We start from the raw sequence: 23681 nt of genomic DNA, 5'->3' as shown, positions 1-23681 counted from the left end.
CGAGGGGCCATGCGCGCCCCGGGGAGGACAAGACATATGACGACCACACCGACGAACCCCGCCTTCGACGTGGCCCACCTCGGGCATGTGGAGGTCTACACCGACAAGTTCGAGGAAAGCCTCGACTTCTTCACCCGGGTCTACGGGCTGAAGCTCTCGGCGCAGGATGAAACCAGCGCCTACCTGCGGGCGTGGGAGGATTACGAGTTCCACTCGCTGAAGCTCACGAAGCACCACACCACCGGTGTCGGCCACATCGGCTACCGCTGCGCCAGCCCCGAGGCGCTGGAACGGCGCATCGCGGTGATCGAGGCCTCGGACTACAAGGCCCTCGGCTGGGTCGAGGGCGATCTCGGCCACGGGCCCGCCTACCGCGTCGAGGATCCCTTCGGCCATGTCTTCGAGCTCTACTACGACACCAACCGCCCGGTGCTCGCCCCCGAGGATCGGCCCGCGCTCAAGAACATGGCCTCGAAGTTCCACGCGCAGGGCGTCTGCCCCCGCCGGATCGACCACCTCAACCTGCTGGCCGAGGATGTGGGCGAGTTCCGCCGCTTCATGGAAACCGTTCTGGGCAGCCGCGTGACCGAGTACATCCAGCTCGACAACGGCCGCATCGGCGGCTGCTGGTTCACCATCAACAACAAGACCTACGACCTTGCCTGCACCGAGGAACACGGCGGCGGCGAGGGCCGCCTGCACCACGTGACCTATGCCACCGACCAGCGCGAGGACATCCTGCGCGCCGCCGACATATTCCTCGAGAACGGCGTGCACATTGAGACCGGCCCCCACAAGCACGCCATCCAGGGCACCTTCTTCCTCTATGTGTGGGAACCGGCGGGCAACCGGGTGGAACTCGCCAATGCCGGCGCGCGGCTGATCCTCGCCCCCGACTGGGAACCGGTCTGCTGGACCGAGGCCGACCGCAAAAAGGGGCAGGCCTGGGGTCTCAAGACCATCGAGACCTTCCACACCCACGGCACGCCGCCGGTGGGGGACTAGGGGGCTCTGCCCCCGTCCCTTCGGGACTCCCCCGGAATATTTGAGCCAAGAAGAAGCACAAAAGGATCTTGCCCATGCCCGTCGTCGTCCAGTCCATCCCCCGCGCCTCGGACGAGGTGATCGCCCGGCTGGGAAGGGCCGGGGTCGCCACCGTGCACGAGGCGCAGGGCCGCACCGGGCTCATGTCCGCGAAGATGCGGCCGATCCAGCAGGATTTCGGCATTGCCGGGTCGGCGGTCACGATCAGCGCGGCGCCGGGCGACAACTGGATGATCCACGTGGCCATCGAGCAGCTGGAGGAGGGCGACATCCTCGTGCTCGCCCCGACCGCGCCCTGCGACATGGGCTATTTCGGCGACCTTCTGGCCACCTCGGCCATGTCGCGCGGCTGCCGGGCGTTGGTGATCGACGCGGGCGTGCGCGACACGCGCGACCTGCGGTCCATGGGGTTCGCCGTCTGGTCGACGGCCATCTCGGCGCAGGGCACGGTGAAGGAGACCCTGGGATCGGTGAACGTGCCGGTGGTCTGCGCGGGCGCGCAGGTGATGCCGGGCGACGTGATCGTGGCCGATGACGACGGTGTCTGCGTGGTGCCGCGGTCCGAGGCGGGGGCCACCGCCGACAATGCCGATGCGCGGCTCGCCCGCGAGGAAGAAAAGCGCAAGCGCCTCGCCGCGGGCGAGCTGGGGCTCGACATCTACGACATGCGCGGGCGGCTCGACGCCAAGGGCCTGCGCTATGTGCGTTCCTTATGAGTGTCGAGCGGGACGGTATTCCCTGCCTCTGGATGCGGGGCGGCACGTCGAAGGGGGCCTATTTCCTCGCCTCCGACCTGCCGGATGACGAGGCGGCGCGCGACGCGTTGCTGCTGCGTGTCATGGGCTCTCCCGATCCCGCGCAGATCGACGGCATCGGCGGCGCCGATCCGCTGACCTCGAAGGTGGCGGTGCTGTCGCCGCCCTCGCGCACGGATGCCGACGTGGATTACCTGTTCCTGCAGGTCATGCCCGACAGGCCCGTGGTGACGGACGCCCAGGCCTGCGGCAACATCCTGGCCGGTGTCGGCCCCGCCGCCATCGAGCGCGGGCTGGTCGCGGCGCAGGCGGGCGAGACGCACGTGCGCATCCACATGCTCAACACCGGCGAGGTGGCGCAGGCCACCGTCGCCACCCCGGAGAGCCGCGTCAGCTACGAGGGCTCTGCCCGCATCGACGGCGTGCCGGGGCATCACGCGCCCGTGCCGCTCCTGTTCGAGGGGCTGGCCGGCAGCATGTGCGGGGCGCTGCTTCCCACGGGCAGCCCGGTGGACGAGGTGGAGGGTGTCGCCTGCACGCTCATCGACATGGGCATGCCCTGCGTGGTCATGGCCGCGGCGGACCTTGGCATCGAGGGCACAGAGAGCCGCGAGGCGCTGGAGGGCAACGACGCCCTGCGCCAAAGGATCGAGGCCATCCGACTGGCGGCAGGCCCGATGATGACCCTCGGCGATGTCACCGACAAGAGCGTGCCCAAGATGTTCCTCGTCTCGCCGCCGCAGTCGGGCGGCGTCATCATGACCCGCAGCTTCATCCCGCACCGCGTGCACGCCACCGTGGGCGTCTTTGCCGCCGTCAGCGTGGCTACGGCCTGCACCATGCCCGACACCCCCGCGGCCCGGCTGGCCACCCTGCCCGGGGGCAAGACCTTCGCCGTGGAACACCCCGGCGGCGCGGCGGAGGTCCTGCTCAGACGCGACAATGCCGGCCACGTCACCGCCGCCGGCACCCTGCGCACCGCGCGCAAGCTTTTCGACGGGCGCGTCTTCCCGCGCCCGCCCTCCTAGGACGGGCCGTGCAGCGCCGCCAGCCGGCGCCCCCGCTCCGAGCCCGCCCGCCACAGCAGGTTGATCTCGAGCGCCATGGCGCCGTCGGCGATCTCGCGTAGGACCACGCCGGGTGCCCCGGCGCCCAAGGCCCCGTGCACGATGGCGACGCCGAAGCCCGCTCCGGCAAGGCAGACCGCGGTGGCGGGGTTCTCCGCGACGCAGGAAATCTCGGGCGAAAACCCCAGCACGCCGCGCGTCAGCGCAACGCCCTCGACGTCGCCCGGCCCCCGGTAGCCGATGAAGGGCCGCCCTTCGAGGTCCGCCACGGAGACCGTCGCCCTCGCCGCCAGCGGATCGCCTTCCGGGAGGGCGACCTGCGCGGGGCGCGACGAGAGCGCCCTCAGCGCCACGCCCTCGGGCACCGTCTCGCGCCAGATCAGCCCGATCCCGAGATCGAGATCGTCGCGCCCCAGCAGATCGAGCAGTTCGGCCGGATGGCATTCCAGGGGCTCGATCAGAAGCTCCGGCGCCTTCTCGCGCAGGTCCCGCGCCAGCGCCGCCAGTTCGCCCGAATGCGCCGCACCCGACGTGAAGCCCAGCCTCACCCGCCCCACCGTGCCCAGCGCCGCCAGCCGCGCCACGTGCCGGGCCTGCGCCGCCTGCGCCAGCGTCCGCTCGGCCTCGGGCAGGAAAAGCCGCCCGGCGTCTGTCAGGCTGACCCGCCGGTGCGCCCGCTCGAAAAGGGCCACGCCCAGTTCCTCTTCCAGCGCCTTGATCTGCATGCTGAGCGCGGGCTGAACGATGTTCAGAAGCTCCGCCGCGCGGCCGAAATGAAGCTGCTCGGCCAAGGTCACGAAATAGCGCAGGTGGCGCAGTTCCATTGATCATCATTCCTGATTGATTGGTCAGAAAACCCTATTAAACATTATCATAGACCCTCGCTAGACGGTTTCGCACCCGAGCAATGAACAGGTGCACCATGGGACTTTCCCGCAGAGATTTCTTCGGTCGCGTCGCGGTGGGCGGCGTGGCCGCCGCAGTGGCCGCCGATACGGTGATGGCCGCGACGCCGCTGGGCCAGCTTCCGCCCCTCGGAACCGGCGGCACGCTGCCCGGCAAACCCGACCTCTACGCGCTGCGCAACGGCGAAGGCGAACATCACCTTGTGGGCGGGCATGTCGCCACGCTGATCGCGCGTACCTCCGAAACCGGCGGCGAGTACACCGCCGCGATCCTGACCGGCGGCAAGGGCGCGGGCCTGCCGCTGCACCGCCACGCGGAGACCGACGAGGTCTTCTTCCTCCTCTCCGGGCGGCTCGAGCTGCACATGGACGGCGCCGTCCACATGCTGACCGAGGGCGATTATGCCTACATCCCTGCCGGCACCCCGCACGGATACCGTATGCAGGGCTGGCGCACCCGCGTGCTGACATGGTCCATCGGCAGCGGTCTGGCGGGCTTCTACCCCGCGCTCGGCACGCCCTATTCCCGAGCGGTTCAGCCCGACGGGGCCGACACCATCCTGACCGAGGCGCAGCTGCAGAAGGCAAGCGCCGCCAGCGACGTGACGTTCCTCGGCGACCTGCCCGAGGGACAGGCGACGCTCGTCACCGCGCGGGGCATTCCCGACAGCCGCCAGCCCTATGTCCTGCAGGATGGCGAGGGCGAACGCCTTCTCGCCGCCGATCAGCTTTTCTCGTTCACCCAGACCACCGCATCGAACGACGACACGTTCTTTTCCGTGCTGACCGAGGGGCCGACCGGGGCCCCGGTCCCCTGGCACTACCACCAGCACCACACCGAGAACTTCTTCTGCCTCGAAGGGATCATGACGATGTGGTTGAACGGTCAGGAAGTCACCCTGCACCCCGGCGACTACTGCATGGTGCCGCCGAACACGGTCCACAGCTACCGGATGGACAGCCCCTACACCCGCTTCTTCGGCTGGCTGGTCCCCGGCGTGTTCGAACCCTTCTTCCACTACCTCGGCCAACCGACCGAGGCGCATGTCTTCCCGACCGATCCCGCGCCCTTCTCCTTCGACCGGGTGACGGCGCACATGGACGAGCTTGATCTCAACGTCCTGATCGTGAACGACTGAACGACAACGGGCGCGGATCTCTCCGCGCCCGTCATGCCTTCTGCCTGGCGAGAGGTTCAGACGATGCCGCCGCCGCCCGCGCCGCTTTCTGGGCGTTCCGCAGCCACCTTGGCGCGGTAACCCGCCTTGCGGTAGGCCGCGATCGGGTCGATGGCACAGCCCTTTTCCAGTCGCGCCATCTGCAGGATCGGCGTCACGTCGGTCCGGAAGGCCGCCTTCAGCGTCTCCGAGGCCATCAGCGCGTCGTTGCCGTCCTGGTAGCCCGACAGCGCCGCGCGATCCACGATCAGCGCCTGCGCATACGCGCGCTGCACCTCCATGGCCGAGTTCATCAGGCTCTCGATCGGGTCGGTCACGTTGTGGCTCTGGTCCAGCATATGCGCCGGGTCGAACCCGGGCGTGTCGCCCGCGTCGACAAGCTCGTTGAAGACGAGGAACAGCCGGTAGGGATCGATCGACGCGGTATCGAGATCGTCGTCGCCGTACTTGCTGTCGTTGAAGTGGAAGCCGCCCAGCTTGCCGAACTGGATCAGCCGCGCCACGATCATCTCGATGTTCACCGTCGGCGCGTGGTGGCCGAGGTCGACAAGGCACTGCGCCTTGTCGCCCAGCTCCTTGGCGATCATGTAGTTGGTGCCCCAGTCCTGCACGACGGTGGAGTAGAACGCAGGCTCGAAGATCTTGTGCTCGGTCAGCAGGCGCCAGTCGTCGGGCAGCCCGGCATAGATCGCCTTGGCGCTGTCGAGGTAACGCTCGAACTGGCGGGTGAAGTGGCTCTGGCCCGGAAAGTTCGACCCGTCGCCGATCCAGACGGTCAGCGCGGTGCTGCCGATCTTCTTGCCCAGCTCCACGCAGTAGAGGTTGTGCTCCACCGCCTGCTCGCGCACCGCCTTGTCGGTGTGGCTGAGCGAGCCGTACTTGTAGCTCAGCGCCTGCCCTTCCTGGTCCTGGAAGGTGTTGGAGTTCATCGCGTCGAACCCCAGCCCCAGCTCCCTGGCCTTGGCGTTCAGGTCCGCGGGGTCGGCATCGTCCCACGGGATGTGCAGCGACACGCGCGGCGTCGCGCCCGTCAGCTGGTGGATCACGCCGCAATCGTCGAGCTTGTCGAAGATGCCCGCCGGTTCGCCCTGCCCGGGGAAGCGCGCGAAGCGCGTGCCGCCGGTGCCGACGCCCCAGGACGGGACCGCCACGCCGTAATCGGCGACCTTGCCCTTGATGGCCTCGATGTCCACGCCCCGGCGCGAGAGCGTCTCGCCCAGCGCGTCGTATTCGGCGCGCAGATCGGCCTCGGCGGCCTGGTTGGCGCTGCCGATCATGTCCTTGTCGATCATGGAATTCCTCCCTGGTCCCGGGGCGCGCGCACACTCGCACGCGGTCGCGCACCCCGCTCAATGTCGCTCTATGGCTTGGCCGAAACCCGGGTCAGCGGGTGAAGGCCTGCACGTTGCCGGCATCCACGTTCAGGATGTTGCCGGTCGACTTGGCGCTCTGCTCCGAGGCGAAGAAGTAGCAGCCGGCGGCGATGTCCTCGGGCAGCACGCTGCGCTTGAGCAGGCTGCGCTCGCGGTACATCTCCTCGAGGCCCTCCTTGTCGGTGCCGTAGGTCGAGGCGCGCTGGTCCAGCCATTCGCCCGACCAGATCTTCGACCCGCGCAGCACCGCGTCGGGGTTCACCACGTTCACGCGGATGCCCTCGGGCGCCCCTTCCAGCGCAAGGCAGCGCGCGAGATGGATTTCCGAGGCCTTGGCCGTGCAGTAGGCCGATGCGCCGGGGCTGGCCGCAAGACCGTTCTTCGAGGCGACGAAGACCATGGACCCGCCGATGCCCTGCATCTTGAGCAGCTTGAACGCCTCGCGAGAGACGAGGAAGTAGCCCGTCGACAGGATCGACATGTTCTTGTTCCACAGGTCCAGCGTCGTGTCCTCGACCTTGGCCGACGACGCGATGCCCGCGTTCGACACCACGATGTCGACGCCGCCGAACTCGACCGCCATCTCGGCATAAGCCGCGATCACCGCCTCTTCCGAGGTCACGTTCATCTCGACCGTGCGCACCACGTCCTTGGAATAGCGCCCCGCGAGGTTGTCCTTGGTGGCGGCCAGCGCATCGGCATCGATGTCGGCCAGCACCACGCAGGCGCCCTCGGACAGGTACTTCTCGGCCGTCGCTGCGCCGATACCGCCCGCGCCGCCGGTCACGATGGCGATGCGCCCCGCCAGCGACTTGGGCTTCGGCATCCGCTGCAGCTTGGCTTCCTCGAGCAGCCAGTACTCGATGTCGAAAGCCTCCTGCTCGGGCAGGCCCTGGTAGGTGCTGACCGCGTCGGAGTTGCGCATCACGTTGATGGCGTTCACGTAGAACTCGCCCGAGATCCGCGCCGTCGCCTTGTCCTTGGCGAAGGTGATCATGCCGACGCCGGGGACGAGATAGACCACCGCGTTGGGGTCGCGCATCGCCGGGCTGTCGTCATGCTTGCAGCGGTCGTAGTAGGCCGCGTAATCGGCACGGTAGTCCTCGACCATGCCCTTGAGCTTGTCGAGCGTGCCCTCGATGTCCGGGTTCGACGGGTCGAAATCCACCACCAGCGGACGGATCTTGGTGCGCAGGAAGTGGTCCGGGCAGGAGGTGCCCAGCGCGGCAAGGCCCGGCATGTCCTTGGCGCCCACGAACTGCAGCACCGCGTCCTGGTCGTCGAAGTGGCCGACCTTGTGGCTGCCTTCCGAGATCATGCCCCGGATCGCCGGCATCAGGGCCGCGGCCACCTTGCGGCGCTCGGCCTCGGGCAGCGTCGGGTGCACTTCACCGCCAAAGGCCGCGACGCCCTCGGTCTTCTCCTCGAACCACTCGATGGCGCGGTTGATGATCCGCAGCGTCAGCTCGTAGCACTCCTTGGCGTCGTCCGCCCAGGTGAACAGCCCGTGGCTTTCCAGCACGACGCCCTTGGCATCGGGGTTCTTCTTGCAGAAGTCCTCGAGCCACAGGCCCAGCTCGTAGCCCGGCTTCTTCCACGGCAGCCAGCCGATCTCGTCGCCGTAGATCTCCTGCGTCAGCTCCTTGGAATTCACCGACGCCGCGATGGCGATGACCGAATCCGGGTGAACGTGATCCACGTGCTTCTTGGGGACATAGGCGTGCAGCGGCGTGTCGATCGAGGCCGCCCGCGGGTTCAGGTTGAACGTGCAGTGCGGCAGGTAGCCGACCATCTCGTCCTCGAACTCGACGCCGCGGTACTTGTCCTTCAGCGCCTGCAGCTTGTCCATGTAGAGCGTCGAGAAGCCGTCCATCTTGATCGAGCCGATGTCACCGCCCGAGCCCTTGACCCAAAGCACCTCGACCTCTTCGCCGGTCAGCGGGTCCGGCATCATCACCTTGGCCGAGGTATTGCCCCCGCCGTAGTTGGTGACGCGCATATCCGATCCCAGAAGATTCGAGCGATAGAGCAGCTTTTCCGGCTCGCTCATTCCCGAGGCTGTGCCGTCGTCCCACTTGTCGGCGATCCGGCTGCTGATGTCCTTGAGCATGGTGTCCTCCCGCAAGGCAAATTCGCTTGGCTTGCGCGCAACCTCGCCGCGAGACCACCTGTTGTCAATCGATTTCGATCAGCTTCAATCATTCTGCACCGCAGAAACGATCAAGTATGACAAATTATGATTGACATTGCGCGGATTCAACGAAACCCTCGCGGCACCGAGGGAGGACCACCATGATCGAGAGCGAACGCCACAGAGTTATCCTGTCCGCCGTGCAGGCGCGGCCAGTGGTGACCGTGGCCGAGCTGGTCGAACTCACGGACGCCTCCGAGGCGACGGTCCGACGCGACATCGCCACCCTGCACATGAAGAAAAAGGTCCGCCGGGTGCGCGGCGGGGTCGAAAGCCTCGCACCGCCGCAGTTCGTCGGCCTCTCGGGCCGCCCCTTCGAGATGAACGCCACCCGCCAGATCGCGCAGAAACGCGCCATCGCCCAGGCCGCGGTGGATCTCTGCGAGGACGGCGAACCGATCATCATCAACGGTGGCACCACCACGTTCCAGATGGTGCACCCGCTCGCCAACCGGCGCTGCCTCGTCTTCACCAATTCCTTCCCGATCGCCGAGCACCTGCTCAAGCAGTCGAAGAACACGGTGATGCTCTCGGGCGGCACCATCTACCGCGAACAGAACATCGTGCTTTCGCCCTTCGACAACGACGGCACCCGCAACTTCGCGGCCCGCCGCATGTTCCTCGGCGCCTCGGGCATCAGCAAACTCGGCGTGATGGAGCAGGATCCGCTCATCATCCAGGCCGAGACCAAGCTCATCGGACAGGCCGACGAGGTCGTCCTGATGGTCGACAGCACCAAATTCCGGAACCGCTCCAGCCTGGTGCTCTGCCCGCTGGAACGGATCGACACCCTCATCACCGACGACGGGATCGAGGACAAGGATGCCGCGATGATCGAGGCCCGTGGCCTCAACCTGATCGTCGCGAGCCCCGGCAAGACCGAAGAGGCGCAGCCGGCGGCGGAGTAGACTTCTAAAGCTCAAAGGGAGGACATCATGAGCTTCACGAGACGTTTCGCAATCGCAACCGGCGTCGCCGCCGGCATGGCGGCAAGCCTCATGGGCAGCACCGCGCTCGCACAGGACAACGTGCGCATCGCTCTGGTCGCCAAGTCGCTCGGCAACGGCTTCTTCGAGGCCGCAGCCCGCGGCGCAGAGGAAGCCGCCGAGGAAGTCGGCAACGCCGAGATCATCTATACCGGCCCCACCAGCACCACCGCCGAGGGCCAGATCGAGGTCATCAACAGCCTGATCGCCCAGCGCGTCGACGCCATCGCGATCTCGGCCAACGACCCCGACGCCGTGGTCCCTGCCCTGCAGAAGGCCATGCAGCGCGGCATCACCGTGATTTCCTGGGATTCGGGTGTCGCCCCCGAGGGCCGCGAAATGCACCTCGCGCCGTCGTCGGACGAGCTGATCGGCCAGACGATCATCAAGCTCGCCGCCGACCAACTGCCCGATGGCGGCAAGGTCGCCGTGCTCTCGGCCACCTCCACCTCGACCAACCAGAACACCTGGATCGAGGAAATGAAGTCGGTGATGGACCAGTATCCCGACATCGAGCTGGTCGCGACGGTCTACGGCGACGACCTCGCCGACAAGTCCTACCGCGAAACGCAGGGTCTCCTGCAGACCTACCCCGACCTCGACGCGATCATCGCGCCGACCTCGGTGGGCATCGTGGCCGCCGCGCAGGCGGTGCAGGACGCCGGCAAGGTGGGTGAAGTCAACGTGACCGGCCTCGGCCTGCCGTCCGAGATGGCCGGTGCCGTCGAATCCGGCGCGTCCAAGTCCTTCGCGATCTGGAACCCGGTCGATCTGGGCTACTCCACCGCCATGCTCGCCTACAACCTCGCCACCGACCAGGCCGAGGCCGAGCCGGGCGCCGAGATCTCCATGGGCCGCATGGGCACCGCCACGCTGGACGACACCAACACCGCCGCGATGAGCGAACCCTTCACCTACGACTCGTCCAACATCGACGAGTTCAAGGACATCTTCTGATCGTCACTCCGTGACCCGGGGCCCGGCGGCGCGACCTGCCGGGCCCCTCCCTGCCCGACGGAGGACAAGATGAACCGCATGACAGATATCGAGACCCTCACAAGCGCGGACCCCGTGCTCCGCCTCAGCGGCATTACCAAGACATTCCCAGGCGTGACCGCGCTCTCGGGGGTCGAACTCGCGCTCTACCCCGGCCAGGTCACCGCCCTTGTCGGCGAGAACGGCGCAGGCAAATCGACCCTCGTGAAGATCCTCACCGGCATCTACGTGCCCAACGAGGGCCAGATCCTCGTGGACGAACAGCCCACCCGCTTCACCACCGCAACCGACGCCTCCGACGCCGGCATCACCGCCATCCACCAGGAAACCGTCCTCTTCGACGAGCTTTCGGTAGCCGAGAACATCTACCTCGGCCACGCCCCGCGCGGCCGCTTCGGCCTTGTCGACTGGGCCAAGATGCGCGCCGACGCGACCGAGATCCTCGACCGGATCGGCGCCAAGATCGACCCGCGCACGCCCCTGCGCGAACTCGGCATCGCCTCCAAGCACCTCGTCGCCATTGCCCGCGCGCTCAGCGTCGATGCCCGCGTGGTCGTCATGGACGAACCCACCGCCGCCCTCAGCCAGGCCGAGATCGAAGAGCTCTACGAGCTCGTCGAGCGCCTGAAGTCCGAGGGCAAGGCGATCCTCTTCATCAGCCACAAGTTCGACGAGATCTTCCGCATCGCGGACCGCTACACCGTCTTCCGCGACGGCGAGATGGTGGATGCCGGCCTCATCGCCGAGGTCACCGAGGACCAGCTCGTGGAAAAGATGGTCGGCCGTTCCATGGACGCCATCTTCCCGCAGCGCGACCACACCCCCGGCGACACCGTGCTTTCCGTCGACGGCTACAGCCACCCGACCGAGTTCGAGGACATCTCCTTCGATCTCCGCCAGGGCGAGATCCTCGGGTTCTATGGCCTCGTCGGCGCGGGCCGGTCCGAGTTCATGCAGGCGCTCTTCGGCGTCACCAAGCCCTCGGGCGGCAGCGTCACCATCGACGGACAGGAAATCTCCATCCGCTCGCCCGCCGAGGCGATCGAGAAGGGCATCGTCTACGTCCCAGAGGACCGCGGCAAGCAGGGCGCCATCACCGCCATGCCGATCTTCCAGAACGTCACCCTGCCCTCGCTCGCCCAGACCTCGAACCGTGGCTTCGTCCGCATGGCCGAGGAATTCGCGCTGGCTCGCAAGTACACCGAACGGCTCGACCTGCGCGCCGCCTCGCTCGACCAGAACGTCGGCAACCTCTCGGGCGGCAACCAGCAGAAGGTGGTCATCGCCAAGTGGCTGGCCACGAAACCCAAGGTCATCATCCTCGACGAGCCCACCAAGGGTATCGACGTGGGTTCCAAGGCCGCCGTGCACGAGTTCATGGCCGAACTCGCCGCCGAGGGCCTTTCCGTCATCATGGTCAGCTCCGAGATCCCCGAGATCCTCGGCATGTCCGACCGCGTCATCGTCATGCGCGACGGGCTCATCGCCGCGCGCTTCGACGGCGAGGGGCTGACCCCCGAAGCGCTGGTGCGCGCCGCCGCCGGCTACGAGGAGAGTGCCGCATGATTGGCCAAGCCCTGAAATCGCGCGAGGCGATCCTCGCCGGCGCGCTGATCCTCCTGATCATCGTCGTGGAAAGCCGCTTCTCCGGCTTCGCCGCCCCCGGCAACCTCGCCGGGGTCTTCAACGACACCTCGATCCTCATCATGCTGGCCCTCGGCCAGACGCTGGTGATCCTCACCCGGTGCATCGACCTGTCGCTCGCGTCGAACCTCGCGCTCACCGGCATGGTCACCGCCATGATCAACAGCGCCATGCCCGGAGTACCCGTGGTGGCGCTCATCGCCATCGCCGTGGCGCTCGGCCTGCTCATGGGGGCCTTCAACGGCATCCTCGTGTGGAAGCTCGACATCCCGCCCATCGTAGTCACGCTCGGGACGCTCACCATCTACCGCGGCATCATCTTCGTCGTCTCCGGCGGCGCATGGGTGAACAGCCACGAGATGAGCGAGGCCTACAAGGCCATCCCGAGGTTCGAGATCCTCTCGCTCCCGGTGCTCAGCTGGATCGCCATCGCCGTCATCGCGGCCTTCGCCGTGGGCGTGAACCGCACCGCGCTCGGCCGCGCCTTCTACGCCGTGGGCGGCAACCCCTCGGCCGCGGTCTACACCGGCATCAACGTGGGCAAGACCCGCTTCTGGGCCTTCGTCATCGCGGGCGGCCTCGCCGGCCTCTGCGGCTATCTCTGGGTCTCGCGCTACGCCGTGGCCTACACCGACGTGGCCGGCGGGTTCGAACTCGACGTGGTCGCGGCCTGCGTGATCGGCGGCATCTCCATCGCCGGCGGCCTCGGTACCGTGACCGGCGCCGTGCTGGGCGCGCTCTTCCTCGGCACGATCAAGAACGCGCTCCCCGTGGTCGGCATCTCGCCCTTCTGGCAGCTCGCCATCTCGGGCGCCGCGATCATCATCGCCGTCGCCTTCAATGCCCGCTCCGAACACGGCAAGGGCCGCATCATTCTCAAGAAAGCGGAGGCACACTCATGAGCCTTGCCGAAGGAACCCGCCCGCGCAACCTGCCCGACCGTCTCACCAACCGGGGCACGCGCGTCCTGCGCAGCTGGGAAATGCTGCTGGCCGCCATCGCGGTGCTGATCTTCATCGCCAACACGCAGGCCAGCCCCTACTTCCTCGACCCCTGGAACCTCTCGGACGCGACCTTCAACTTCACCGAGAAGGCGATGATCGGCTTCGCCATGGCGCTGCTCATCATCTCGGGCGAAATCGACCTGAGCGTCGCGGGCATCATCGCCCTGGCCTCCACCGCCATGGGCTGGGCGCTCCAGTTCGGCGTCGGCACGCCGGGGCTGGTGGCCATCGGCCTCGCCGTGGGGCTGATCTGCGGCGCTTTCAACGGCGTGCTGGTGACGCGCCTCGGCCTGCCCTCCATCGTCGTGACCATCGGCACCATGAGCCTCTTCCGCGGCCTCAGCTACGTGGTCCTCGGCGACCAGGCCTTCAACGGCTACCCCAGCGACTTCGCCTTCTTCGGGCGCGGCTACGTCTTCTGGGTGATCTCGTTCGAGCTGGTGCTCTTCCTCATCTTCGCCCTGATCTACGGCGTCGTCCTGCACGCCACCAACTTCGGCCGGCAGGTCTATGCCATCGGCAACAACCCCACGGCGGCCACCTTCTCGGGCATCCGCATGCAGCGCGTGAAGATGATCCTCTTCCTGCTCACCGGCGTCATGTCCGGCATCGCCGCCATCTGCCTGACCTCGCGGCTCGGCTCCACCCGCCCCTCCATCGCCTTCGCGTGGGAACTCGAGGTGGTCACCATGGTGGTGCTCGGCGGCGTGTCGATCCTCGGCGGCGCGGGCAGTATCCTCGGCGTGGTCATCGCCGCCCTCATCATGGGCATGGTGACCTTCGGCCTCGGCCTTCTGAACGTGCCCGGCATCGTCATGTCGATCTTCATCGGCGGCCTGCTGATCGCCGTCATCGCCCTGCCGCGTCTCTTCACCCTGATCCGCACGGGCCGCGCGTCATGAGCGAGAAACACGCCTTTATCATGAAGCTGATCCCCGGGCAGGAGGCCGAGTACGAGCGCCGCCACGACGAGATCTGGCCCGAACTCGTCGCCCTCCTGAACGAGGCCGGCGTCAGCGACTACTCGATCCACCTCGATCGCGAGACATCGACGCTTTTCGCCGTGCTCTGGCGCGCCGAGGGGCACACGATGGCCGACCTGCCCTCCCACCCCGTGATGAAACGTTGGTGGGACCACATGGCCGACATCATGGTCACGATGCCCGACGCCTCGCCCTACGAACGCGCCCTGGAAACGGTCTTCCACCTGCCATGACCTCTCCCAAGCACATCGCCGTCATCGACATCGGCAAGACCAACGCCAAGCTGGCGCTGGTCGACGCCACCCGGATGGAGGAAATCGCCGTCGAGACGCGCCCCAACACGGTGCGCCCCGGCCCGCCCTGGCCGCATTTCGATCTCGACGGCCACTGGGATTTCCTGCTGGGCGCGCTCACGCACATGCAGGCCGACCACGGCATCGACGCCATCTCCGTCACCACCCACGGCGCCGCCGCCGTGCTGCTGGACGAGGACGGCGCGCTGGCCGCCCCCATGCTCGATTACGAGCACACCGGCCCCGACGACATGGCCGGGGCCTACGACGCCCTGCGCCCGCCCTTCGCGGAAACCGGCACGCCCCGCCTGCCCATGGGCCTCAACCTCGGCGCGCAGCTTCACTGGATGCTCGAGGTCGACCCCGCCCTGCGCGACCGCACCGCCCACGTGGTGACCTACCCGCAATACTGGGGCTACCGGCTCACCGGCAACTGGGCCAGCGACGTGACCTCGCTCGGCTGCCACACGGACCTCTGGAACCCCTGGACGGGTGAACCCTCGTCGCTGGTCGAAAAGCTCGGCCTTGCCGACAAGCTCGCCCCGGCGCGCCATTCCTCCGACATCCTCGGCACGGTCCACCCCGAGATCGCCGCCCGCACCGGGCTTTCGCCCGACACCCCCGTCGCCTGCGGCATCCACGACAGCAACGCCTCGCTCTACCCCCACCTCGCCGGGCGCCCCGCGCCCTTCTCGGTGGTCTCGACCGGCACCTGGGTGGTCTGCATGGCGGTCGGCGGCGCCTCGGTCACGCTCGACCCGAAGCGCGACACGCTGGTCAACGTGAACGCCCACGGCGATCCGGTGCCCTCGTCGCGCTTCATGGGCGGCCGCGAATACGAGATGATCCGCGAGGGCCGCGAGGCCACCCCCACCGAGGCCGACCGCGCCGCCGTGCTCGACGGGCTCTACCTGCTGCCCGCCATCGAGCGGAACTCCGGCCCCTTCCCGGGCCGCCCCGGAGGCTTCACCTCCGAGCCCCGGACCGAGGGCCAGCGCATGCTCGCCCTCTCGTGGTATCTCGCCATGATGACCGACACCTGCCTAGACCTCATCGCCGCCGAGGGCCCGGTGATCGTCGAGGGCCCCTTCGGCCGCAACCCGGACTTCCTGCAGATGCTCGCGGCCCTGCGCCCGGGCGGCGTGGAATCCGCCACCTCGGCCACGGGCACCGCCATCGGCAGCGCCCTGCTCTTCGTCCCCGACCACCGCGAAACCCCCGGCACCCGGGCCAAGCCGCAAGACCCAGAGGCCCTGCGCCGCTACGCCGAAGGCTGGAAAGCGGCACTGGAGGCGGTTCCGCAGGCATCCTGAACCGCCGGGCGGGTCGAAGCGCGAAAACACCAGCGCCTCACCCGCTCCGGCTCTCCCCCAGCCAATAGCGCACCTTGTTCGCGACCTCGGCGGGCGTCGCCCCCTCGTGGATCTCCAGCAGCGGAATGCCCGCCTGCTCCAGCGCCAGCCGCTTCACCGCATCGCGCGCCACCGCGTCGCTCTGGTAATGGCCGCTGCCCTGGTACTCGATCACCAGCCGCGGCTCGCCGTAGGCGTCGATGACAAGGAAATCCACCCGCTTGCTGTTGAACGAGGCAAAGGCCCGGTCCTGCGCCTTCTGCGAGCCGATCCCGCCCGAGGTCCCCACGAAGCTGCCCATCGCGACCTCGGCCAGAAGGCGGTACCGCGTCTTGCCGGGCAGCGACGACAGGGTCCGCTCGGCCACAGAAAAGACCGTCCGGAAGGCCTCCTTGTTGATCGGCTTGCGCGGGTAGAGCTCGGCATCCTCCAGGAACCGCAGCTGGTTCCCGGCATCGGTCGTGTCCCACTGGCGCGCCCGGACCCGGGCTTGCGTCCGCTGCACCATCCCGCGCACCCAGACGACAACCGCACCGATAACGATCCCCAGGACAAGTTCCAAAACCGCCACTCCGCTTCAAACCGTACCGGACAGCTTGAAACCACGAAACCGTGACGGGGGCACTGGCCCCTGTCCGCATGAGCGGGCCTTGGCCGAAACAACCGCCGGGGATGTCGTCTCAGATCCCGTGCTCGGACAGGAAATCGGCCACCGTCTGAAGACAGACCTGCCAGGCGGGCTCGTAGTCCACCAGAACATGGTTGCGGCTTTCCAGCGGCACGAACTCGGCCCCCGGGATGCCCCGCGCCATGTCGCGCCCCATCTCGACCGGGATGCGCTGGTCGTGGCGCGAATGCAGCACGATGGTCGGCGCCCGCACCTGCCCCAGCCGGTCCCGCACGTCGATATCGCCGAAGGCATCCTGGAAGCGTGCCGCGTTGCGGGCCGAGGTCGTCTGCCGCTGGAAATTGTCGAACCAGTCGAGATCCTCGGCGCTCGCCTCCGGCATGAAGGTCTGCGAGAAAATGTGCCGATAGGCCGGGTTGTCCGTGCCCCAGCCCACCTCGGTCAGGTTGCGCACCGCCTCGCGGCGCGCCTGTTTCTCGGGACTCGCAAGGTGGCGCCAGCCCGCCGCGTAGCCCCCCACGAGGATCAGCCCCGACACCCGCTCGGGATGGCGCACGGCGTATTCCACCGACACCGCCGCCCCCTGCGAAATGCCCAGCAGCGGGAACCGCTCCAGCCCCAGCTTGTCGGCCACAAGCTCGAGATCCTCCACGAAGGCGTCGAAGCTCAGGTCGTCCACGTCCCAGTCGGACAGCCCGCAGCCGCGCTCGTCGTAGCGGATCAGCGTCCGCGCCCGCGCGATCTCGGCAAAGCAGCGCCCCCAGATCGGCGCCGCCCAGTCGAACTCCAGATGCGTCAGCCAGTTCGCCGCCTTGAGCAGCGGCGGCCCCTCGCCCACCGTGGCATAGGCGATCTTGGTGCGGTCCGGCCCCTCGCAGAAGCCGATCCGCTGTGTCCGCAGTCCGCGCGCACCCCGCACGCCGCCGGGGCGCTGCGCATGGGCACGCGACACCGGCAGGCGCGGCACCTGCGGCGGCAGCGGGCGCGCCGCCTCCTCCTCGTGGGCCTCGGCGGCCTCGGGATCGGCCTCCTGCCAGATGCGCTTCCACTTGCGGACCGACACGGGCGTGGCCTCCGGGTGCGTCGCCAGCAGCCGAACCACGGTCAGCCAGGCGGCCTGCGCATCCTCGCGCTCTGCCGTAAGCCAGGCCGAGAACCCCTCGCCCCCGGCGCCGTCCAGCCCGTCGAGCATCACCCCGTCGAGCGACCGCGCCATCTCCTCCAGCTCCTCGAAACCGCAATGCCCCTCGCGATCCCGCAAAGCCGCCTGGATCTCGTGGATGTCCACCCGCGCCCGGTTCTGCGCGAAGGACACACGCTCGCGATCCGACACGATGCAGACCCGGTCCGGCGCATCCACCACCTTGCGCAGTTTCGACAGCGACCAGCGCAGCGCCGCCTTGGGATCGTCGGGCAGGTCCCAGAACAGCTCGCACAGCCTCTCCCGCCGGTGCGGCCGGCCCGTCGCCACGAGGAATCCCAGCAGGGCCCGCGCCTTGCGCGAGGCCGGCAGCGGCATCTCCTCGCCCTCCGAGAAGACGCGCAATTCCCCCATCAGAGAGATCTCGAGTTCGGCCAATGCACTTCCCTCCCGAATGAGCTCACAGGCGCCGACAGGCCGGCCCCGCAACCTATAGCTTAATAACCGAACCGCCATTCCCTTGGGGCAGGCGAATTGCGTTCCCCTAGCGACGCCCCCGGAACGTCGCAAGCCGCACCGCCCCCTCCACGGCGAAACAACGGCCCTCAGATCCTTTTACCACCGCCATGACAACGCTGGCGACAACGCCGAGGCGCGAAACGCTCCGGCGACAGCCACGGCGATGATCCGGCACGCCCTCCCGCCCCGACGGCGGCAGGCAGCATGGGCGCATCGCCATTCCCGACCGGAGACCGCCATGACCACCCCTGCCACTACCGTTACGCCCCGACCGCCCCACGTCGACCCCGCGCTCCTGCGCGAGGATCCCCTCGCGCCCCTCGCCGCGCTCCGTCGCGACCACGGGGTGATCGCCATGGGCCCGAACGTCTACATGGCGCTGCGCGCGGGCGACGTGCTCGACCTGCTGGCCCGCCAGGGCCGCGGCACGCGCCAGGCCGAGGGGCACGAATACGTTCGTATCTCGGGCGTCCCCGAGGGCGTCACCGCGCGGCTTCTCACCGACTTCATGCTTTTCGCCAACGACCGCGGCCACCGCACCAAGCGCGGGCTCTTCGCACGCAGCTTCGCCCACCGCCGCATCGCCGCCGAGCGCCCGCGCATCCGCGCCGTCGCCAACCGCATCGTCGGCGACCTGCCCCGCGGCGCAGGCTTCGACTTCACCGACCTGATGTCCGCCCGCGTCCCCGCCCACATGATCGCCGCGCTCCTGGGTCTGCCGCCCTCCGAGGCGCCGGTCTTCACCCAGTGGGTCTACCAGGTCTCGCGCGCCGTCTCGCCGGTCTACCCGGTCGAGGACCACGCCGACATCGAACGCGCCTGCAGCGCCCTCTGCGCCTACGTCGAGGCCCACCTGCGCGCCCGCCTGTCGCGCCCGCAGGACGACATGCTCTCGGAACTCGTCACCAACTGGAAGCAGGACCCCACCGTCACCTTCGAAGTTCTGGTCCATCAGGTCGTCGGGCTCGTCATCGCCGGCAGCGACACCACCCGTGCGAGCTTCTCGATGCTGGTCGCGCTGCTGCTCAGGACGCCCGGTAACTGGGAGGCCGTGCGCGCCGACCGCGGCCTGATCCCCGGCGCCGTCGCCGAGGCCCTGCGCTACGAGCCGGTGGCCGGCAACCTCACGCTGCTCGCCACCGAGGACCTGCAGGTCTCGGGCCATGACCTGCCCGCGGGCTCGGTGCTGCGTCTCAGCCTGCTCTCGGCCATGCGCGATCCCGCCATGTACGCCGACCCCGACCGCTTCGACATCACCCGCACCGACCACCCTCGGCTGCACCTCGCCTTCGGCATGGGCGCGCACCGCTGCATCGGCGAGATGCTCGCCCGCATCGAGATGGAAGAGGGCCTTGCCGCCCTGCTCGACGCGGCGCCGCAGATCACCCTCGAACGCACCCCGCGCATGCTCGGCTTCGGCGGCATCCGCCAGATCACCGCGATGCAGGTCCGCATCGGTTGACACCCCGTTTCACGACCGGCGGCCCCGGCCGCCAACCATTTTCAACCAAAGGATTGTCCAATGAATTTCACCATGTACGTCTCGGAGGGCATCCTCGTCGTGGGCCCGCGCGGCACGCTCGACTCCCGCTCCACCGGCCCCCTCTGCGATGCGCTGGTCGCCGCGATCCGCGAAGGCTGGCGCCATGTCGCGGTCGATCTCTCGGCGCTCGACACGCTGACGCGCGCTGGCATCCGCGGGCTGGTCGTCGGCGCCAAGCTGATGCAGGCGGCGGGGGGCGAGCTGTGCCTCTGCGGCGCCACGCCCGACAAGGAGAGCTTCCTGACCCGGGCCAGCTTCGAACACCTGCTCGCCTTCGAACCCAGCATCCAGGTCGCGGTCCGCGCGCTTTCGGCCGCGGCCGCGACGCACCCCTCGCAGATGAAGGTCTCCATGGCCGAGACCCTCACCCGCCCGGCGCTCGGGGCGGCGCCGGATGATCTCGCCCCCCGCCTCTCGGCGGGCTGCGACCGCCTCGCCGACCCGGGAACCGGGCCGCGCAGTCGCGTGGCTTGACCCCGCCGCAACCAACTTTCAAAAAAGGAAATTTCCGATGGTCAACATCAACACATCCGGCGGCATGAGTGCCTTCGGCCCCCGCCGGCGCCGCGGCCTGCGCACGGGGCTCAGCGCACTCTGGAATGCCCTGCGCGACCTGCACCGCCACAACCGCGACTGCCGCAAGCTCGAAACGTTGCCCGACTACCTGCTCGACGACGTGGGCCTCACCCGCGCCGATCTGAGGCGCCGCCCCGACCTGCCTTTCGAGTGATCGCGTGACCGGGCGGGCCGAACGCCCCTGCGCCACCCGCAGGGGCGTTTTCCGGCCCCGGCGGCTCAGTTCCCGACCAGTTCCCGGACCAGATCCAGCCGGTCCTGCCAGGGATCCGGCCCGACGGTGACGCCGCCGTCCGCCGCGAAATCCAGCATCCGGTCCTCGTCGCCGATCACGGGCCACTCCGGCGCATCTTCCGCCTCGGGCACTCCCGTCCGGGCAAAATTCACCACGTAGTCGTTCACCCGTTCCGCCACCGCACGGTCCTGCGCCGTCACGGCCTCCGCGTAGCGCGCGTCGATGGTGCGGAAGAAGAACGGGATCTCCGAGGCGTGCGGCGCCCCGCGCGCGCCCGCCCCCTGCGCGCTCTCGGCCACGTAGGAAAAGCGGTAATAATAGGTCGGCGCCCCGGCCCCGGCAAAGCCGCGCGCCACGTAGCGCGCGGGCTCGATCATCAGCAGATCGCCCCCGATCGCCGCCCGCAACTCGCCCACGCCCAGCGCGCCGTCGGGATCGTAGGCCTGCCGCGCCTCCTCCGCCCGCGCGCCGAAAGCGGCAAAGATCTCGTCCTTGCTCTCGCCCCCCATGAAGCCGAGGTCGGCACTCGTCGCCCCGATCATCACCGGGATGTCGTCGGGCGCGCTTCCGGCAGCGAACATGTCCTCGTTGCCGTTGAAATGCGTACGGTTCTCGCGGAAATAGGGCGAAAAGCTGCTGCCCTGCATGTCGGCCATGTTCAGCCCCGAGACCACCTCCTCGGCGGGCAGCGCCCGCAGGGCCGCCAGCGCATCGGGCCCGGTGCCCTCGACCCCCTTGTCCTCGGCAAAGGCCATGCCCAGTGTCTCGGCCGAGGGCCGCCCCTCGCGGTCCTGCACCATGTCGCGCGGCGCCATGGCCCCCTCGGACCGCCCCGCGCCCGACATGACCACCGCCCGCGCGATGCGCGTCCGCACCTCCGGGTCGCGCAGCAGGTGCAGCACCGAGATGCCGCCCGCGGACTCGCCCATGACCGTGATGTTCTCGGCATCCCCGCCAAAGCGGCCCACGTTGCGCGCCACCCACTCCAGCGCCGCGCGCTGGTCCATCAAGCCGTAGTTGCCCAGCGGCCCCTCGCGCGCCGCGCTCAGCGCCGGGTGCGCGAAGAAGCCGAAGCGCCCAACGCGGTAGTTGAAGGACACGAAGACCACGTCCCGCTCCGCAAATGCCGACCCGTCATAGACCTTGGCCGAAGAGCCGCCATTCACGAAGCCGCCGCCGTAGATCCACAGGATCACCGGCAGGTCGTCGCCCGGCTGGGCCCCTTCGGGACGCCAGACATTCATGACAAGGCAATCCTCGGCGGGCTCGGTGCCCAGCGGCGCCGCGTCGCTCGGGAATGGCAGCTGCATGCAGTCGTGGCCAAAGGCCGTGGCGTCCCGCTCGCCCTCCCAAGGCTCCGGCGGCACAGGCGCCCGCCAGCGCAGCGCGCCGACCGGCGGGGCGGCAAAGGGGATGCCCTTGAAGCTCTCGACCCCACTTTCAAGCCGGCCCCGCACCGCGCCGCTCTCGGTCTCTGCCACCGGCTGCGCCATGGCCAGCCCGGCCGAGCACGCCACTCCCGTCATCGCCATCAGTATCGCCTTCCTCATCAAACACACCCCTTCCTCGGACCGCCAAGGGGCGGCCCCTCGCAAGATTAACCACACCCTGCCCCGCCAGAACCGACAACAAAAGCCCCCCACGAGCGGGGCTCGTGAGAGGCAACATTATAGCCAGTGACTGTCCCGATACTGGCGGTGACGCGGTCAACCCGCGCGCCGCCCTAGCCGAGCAACACAGTCTCGGAACCCGGCTCCGGAAATTTCCTTCAGGCCATTGAAGCGAACCGTGTTTCGATCCGGGTATGCCGCCCGTCTAACGTTACCCACACGTAGTGTATTCCCACCCTCTGATCGGCAAGCCTTCAGGGTCCACCGGTGTCTTCGGAAGACCCCTCTCGCCCCCGTGTCCGATAAGCCAGATACCGTCTCGCTCGAATGGCCCAAGGATGAAATCACCTCGCGAAAACTCTACCGTCTCGGATAGACTATATCGATTTCGAATTTCGACGGGTAGATCGGTGATATTTCCGCTAACCTGGAAATCCTCAAGAGCCACGGAAGAAACCAGATCGGGCCGGAATGTGTCACCGATTGAAAGAAAGTGGCATCGCAATCCCGATGCCTCAGCGACGGGCTTCCCTGCCAGTAAAGAATGCTTGTAGTACGCCTTCGCAAGCTGCACGGTCCCTACCAACAGCACAAAACAGACCGCGATCAATCCAGAAAGGCCAAAAACGACACGTTGAAAGGTGTCAGCACGTGCATCGCGTCGCTGACCAGCCTTTTTCGTCGCCTCATCGCTGGTCGCATAGATTTCCCGTTTAATCGCCTCGGGCAGCCTTCGCTTCAACCCGTCGGGCTTCCGCCCTTCGAGCACTTGCCTCAGGATTTCAAGCAATTGCCTGCGATCCACATCCTCGCTGACACGAATGAAGAACTTTGGCAGCTCGCTCGAGCGAAGGGAAAATACGATCCCGTTCCTCATTCGAGCCTGCCGGCGCTCATATGCATTGCGCCCCATGGCGCCAATCTCATCGCCGACGCGGTTCAAGCCGCCCTGGACGGTATTCAGATAGAGCCCTCCCGCTTCAAAAGTCTTTGGATTGCCGACGAGCTCCTCGATGCTTCGGATATCCTCGAAAGCAAACTGTATCCGGGTCCATCGCGGCTGACCCGCCAGGCCATCCTTCGTCCTTTGATAGGTTCCGAGCGTTCTTCCTGACATATCGAGCGAGATACCAAACTCGTCCTCGAACCAGTAAATATCGCATTTCTCTATCTCTTCAATCTGTGCGCAGCTTGCAGATAACATGTAAAATTCTTCTCCTTAAAACAGCCACCACAATAGATGTAGATTGGCGCCACACAAGCAGAATGAACTCTTCATAGAATATCGGCATCGAAACTCTTCAATAGGTTGAAATCCTCGACTCCGCACGCTCATCTTGGAAGCGGTGGCGGGGCGAGCCGTTCACGTTGCGCGAAGTCGAATGGTAGAAGATGGTAAACCGCCTCTTCAGAAGATAGCGCCCAAGAGCCTCCTGCGATTGCCCCTGATAGGGGGCATGTATCGTCGCAGCGGAGACGGGAGGCCTTTCGAACAAGCGAGAACTGCTTCCTCAATTAGCCCGCCGCGGGACAATCTTAACAGAGGGTTAAACCGTCTCTGTAAGCCATTGATTCATATAGATCGGAAAGCTGTCCCGGCCCGGGACATCCCCAGGACACCGCGATGTCCCGGGGACTCGGCCCCGCGCCGGGCAACC

Annotated in this window: 21 protein-coding genes; 14 read left to right on the top strand and 7 right to left on the bottom strand. The window is 67.6% G+C overall.

Annotated features, from left to right (window positions below):
- The first annotated feature begins 36 nt into the window (after nucleotides 1–36).
- From C8N44_RS11110 to C8N44_RS11100, 3 genes are all read left to right on the top strand, one after another.
- A complete protein-coding gene (locus C8N44_RS11110) occupies nucleotides 37–1005 on the top strand; it encodes a VOC family protein (RefSeq protein WP_107976464.1) in 969 nt (322 codons plus the stop codon).
- 74 nt (nucleotides 1006–1079) lie between these two features.
- Nucleotides 1080–1760, top strand: a complete 681-nt coding sequence (locus tag C8N44_RS11105; RefSeq protein WP_107976461.1) for a 4-carboxy-4-hydroxy-2-oxoadipate aldolase/oxaloacetate decarboxylase — start codon at nucleotides 1080–1082, stop codon at nucleotides 1758–1760.
- The gene (locus tag C8N44_RS11100) at nucleotides 1757–2827 is read left to right on the top strand and encodes a 4-oxalomesaconate tautomerase (protein ID WP_107976459.1); all 1071 of its coding nucleotides are present in this window, start codon (nucleotides 1757–1759) and stop codon (nucleotides 2825–2827) included. Before C8N44_RS11105 ends, C8N44_RS11100 begins: the two co-directional genes overlap by 4 nt.
- Here C8N44_RS11100 and C8N44_RS11095 read toward each other — a convergent pair.
- The gene (locus tag C8N44_RS11095; RefSeq protein WP_107976457.1) at nucleotides 2824–3690 is read right to left on the bottom strand and encodes a LysR substrate-binding domain-containing protein; all 867 of its coding nucleotides are present in this window, start codon (nucleotides 3688–3690) and stop codon (nucleotides 2824–2826) included. The two genes, C8N44_RS11100 and C8N44_RS11095, sit on opposite strands and share 4 nt — an antisense overlap.
- A gap of 98 nt (nucleotides 3691–3788) precedes the next feature.
- On the opposite strand from C8N44_RS11095, the gene C8N44_RS11090 reads away from it, so the two are divergent.
- Nucleotides 3789–4910 (top strand): quercetin 2,3-dioxygenase, encoded by a 1122-nt coding sequence (locus C8N44_RS11090; protein WP_158274042.1) that lies wholly within the window; start codon nucleotides 3789–3791, stop codon nucleotides 4908–4910.
- 56 nt (nucleotides 4911–4966) lie between these two features.
- On the opposite strand, the gene rhaI is transcribed toward C8N44_RS11090, so the two are convergent.
- Both rhaI and C8N44_RS11080 read right to left on the bottom strand, forming a co-directional pair.
- A complete protein-coding gene (gene rhaI / locus C8N44_RS11085; protein ID WP_107976453.1) occupies nucleotides 4967–6241 on the bottom strand; it encodes an L-rhamnose catabolism isomerase in 1275 nt (424 codons plus the stop codon).
- Between the two features lie 91 nt (nucleotides 6242–6332).
- Complete coding sequence (locus tag C8N44_RS11080) at nucleotides 6333–8432, bottom strand: bifunctional rhamnulose-1-phosphate aldolase/short-chain dehydrogenase (protein WP_107976451.1); 2100 nt, start codon at nucleotides 8430–8432, stop codon at nucleotides 6333–6335.
- A gap of 182 nt (nucleotides 8433–8614) precedes the next feature.
- On the opposite strand from C8N44_RS11080, the gene C8N44_RS11075 reads away from it, so the two are divergent.
- The 7 genes from C8N44_RS11075 to C8N44_RS11045 all read left to right on the top strand — a co-directional run bounded on the left by C8N44_RS11075 (nucleotide 8615) and on the right by C8N44_RS11045 (nucleotide 15732).
- Nucleotides 8615–9421: a DeoR/GlpR family DNA-binding transcription regulator gene (locus C8N44_RS11075; RefSeq protein WP_107976449.1), complete on the top strand. Its 807-nt coding sequence runs from the start codon at nucleotides 8615–8617 to the stop codon at nucleotides 9419–9421.
- 27 nt (nucleotides 9422–9448) lie between these two features.
- Nucleotides 9449–10456, top strand: coding sequence for a rhamnose ABC transporter substrate-binding protein (gene rhaS / locus C8N44_RS11070; RefSeq protein ID WP_107976447.1), 1008 nt, complete (start codon nucleotides 9449–9451; stop codon nucleotides 10454–10456).
- 69 nt (nucleotides 10457–10525) lie between these two features.
- Entirely contained in the window at nucleotides 10526–12061 is a 1536-nt protein-coding gene (locus C8N44_RS11065) for a sugar ABC transporter ATP-binding protein (RefSeq protein ID WP_107976445.1), read from the top strand.
- A complete protein-coding gene (locus tag C8N44_RS11060) occupies nucleotides 12058–13041 on the top strand; it encodes an ABC transporter permease (RefSeq protein WP_107976443.1) in 984 nt (327 codons plus the stop codon). The genes C8N44_RS11065 and C8N44_RS11060 overlap by 4 nt, the downstream gene beginning before the upstream one ends.
- Nucleotides 13038–14045, top strand: coding sequence for an ABC transporter permease (locus C8N44_RS11055; RefSeq protein ID WP_107976441.1), 1008 nt, complete (start codon nucleotides 13038–13040; stop codon nucleotides 14043–14045). Before C8N44_RS11060 ends, C8N44_RS11055 begins: the two co-directional genes overlap by 4 nt.
- On the top strand, nucleotides 14042–14359 hold the full coding sequence (rhaM, locus tag C8N44_RS11050) for an L-rhamnose mutarotase (RefSeq protein ID WP_107976439.1): 318 nt from the start codon (nucleotides 14042–14044) through the stop codon (nucleotides 14357–14359). Before C8N44_RS11055 ends, rhaM begins: the two co-directional genes overlap by 4 nt.
- Complete coding sequence (locus C8N44_RS11045; protein ID WP_107976437.1) at nucleotides 14356–15732, top strand: FGGY-family carbohydrate kinase; 1377 nt, start codon at nucleotides 14356–14358, stop codon at nucleotides 15730–15732. The genes rhaM and C8N44_RS11045 overlap by 4 nt, the downstream gene beginning before the upstream one ends.
- A 37-nt stretch (nucleotides 15733–15769) precedes the next feature.
- Here C8N44_RS11045 and C8N44_RS11040 read toward each other — a convergent pair whose 3' ends face one another.
- Nucleotides 15770–16333: a DUF2726 domain-containing protein gene (locus C8N44_RS11040; RefSeq protein WP_210204156.1), complete on the bottom strand. Its 564-nt coding sequence runs from the start codon at nucleotides 16331–16333 to the stop codon at nucleotides 15770–15772.
- A 118-nt stretch (nucleotides 16334–16451) separates the two neighbouring features.
- Entirely contained in the window at nucleotides 16452–17978 is a 1527-nt protein-coding gene (locus tag C8N44_RS11035; RefSeq protein WP_244641065.1) for a bifunctional AfsR/SARP family transcriptional regulator/alpha/beta hydrolase, read from the bottom strand.
- Nucleotides 17979–18297: 319 nt separating this feature from the next.
- Here C8N44_RS11035 and C8N44_RS11030 point away from each other — a divergent pair, with 319 nt between their 5' ends.
- From C8N44_RS11030 to C8N44_RS11020, 3 genes are read left to right on the top strand one after another with little or no spacing between them, the layout of a single operon-like run.
- On the top strand, nucleotides 18298–19521 hold the full coding sequence (locus tag C8N44_RS11030) for a cytochrome P450 (protein ID WP_107976434.1): 1224 nt from the start codon (nucleotides 18298–18300) through the stop codon (nucleotides 19519–19521).
- Between the two features lie 60 nt (nucleotides 19522–19581).
- Nucleotides 19582–20076: an STAS domain-containing protein gene (locus tag C8N44_RS11025; RefSeq protein ID WP_107976432.1), complete on the top strand. Its 495-nt coding sequence runs from the start codon at nucleotides 19582–19584 to the stop codon at nucleotides 20074–20076.
- Between the two features lie 37 nt (nucleotides 20077–20113).
- Nucleotides 20114–20332: a YjiS-like domain-containing protein gene (locus C8N44_RS11020; RefSeq protein ID WP_158274041.1), complete on the top strand. Its 219-nt coding sequence runs from the start codon at nucleotides 20114–20116 to the stop codon at nucleotides 20330–20332.
- A 65-nt stretch (nucleotides 20333–20397) separates the two neighbouring features.
- Here C8N44_RS11020 and C8N44_RS11015 read toward each other — a convergent pair whose 3' ends face one another.
- Together C8N44_RS11015 and C8N44_RS11010 are read right to left on the bottom strand one after the other, a co-directional pair.
- The gene (locus tag C8N44_RS11015; RefSeq protein WP_210204155.1) at nucleotides 20398–21945 is read right to left on the bottom strand and encodes a carboxylesterase/lipase family protein; all 1548 of its coding nucleotides are present in this window, start codon (nucleotides 21943–21945) and stop codon (nucleotides 20398–20400) included.
- A 289-nt stretch (nucleotides 21946–22234) separates the two neighbouring features.
- Complete coding sequence (locus C8N44_RS11010; protein ID WP_107976427.1) at nucleotides 22235–23227, bottom strand: hypothetical protein; 993 nt, start codon at nucleotides 23225–23227, stop codon at nucleotides 22235–22237.
- Between the last annotated feature and the right edge of the window lie 454 nt (nucleotides 23228–23681).

It is taken from the genome of Allosediminivita pacifica, from assembly GCF_003054175.1.
Lineage (GTDB): Bacteria > Pseudomonadota > Alphaproteobacteria > Rhodobacterales > Rhodobacteraceae > Allosediminivita > Allosediminivita pacifica.
The sequence above is the reverse complement of the archived record's forward strand: the minus strand, read 5'-3'. Positions and strand labels throughout refer to the sequence as shown.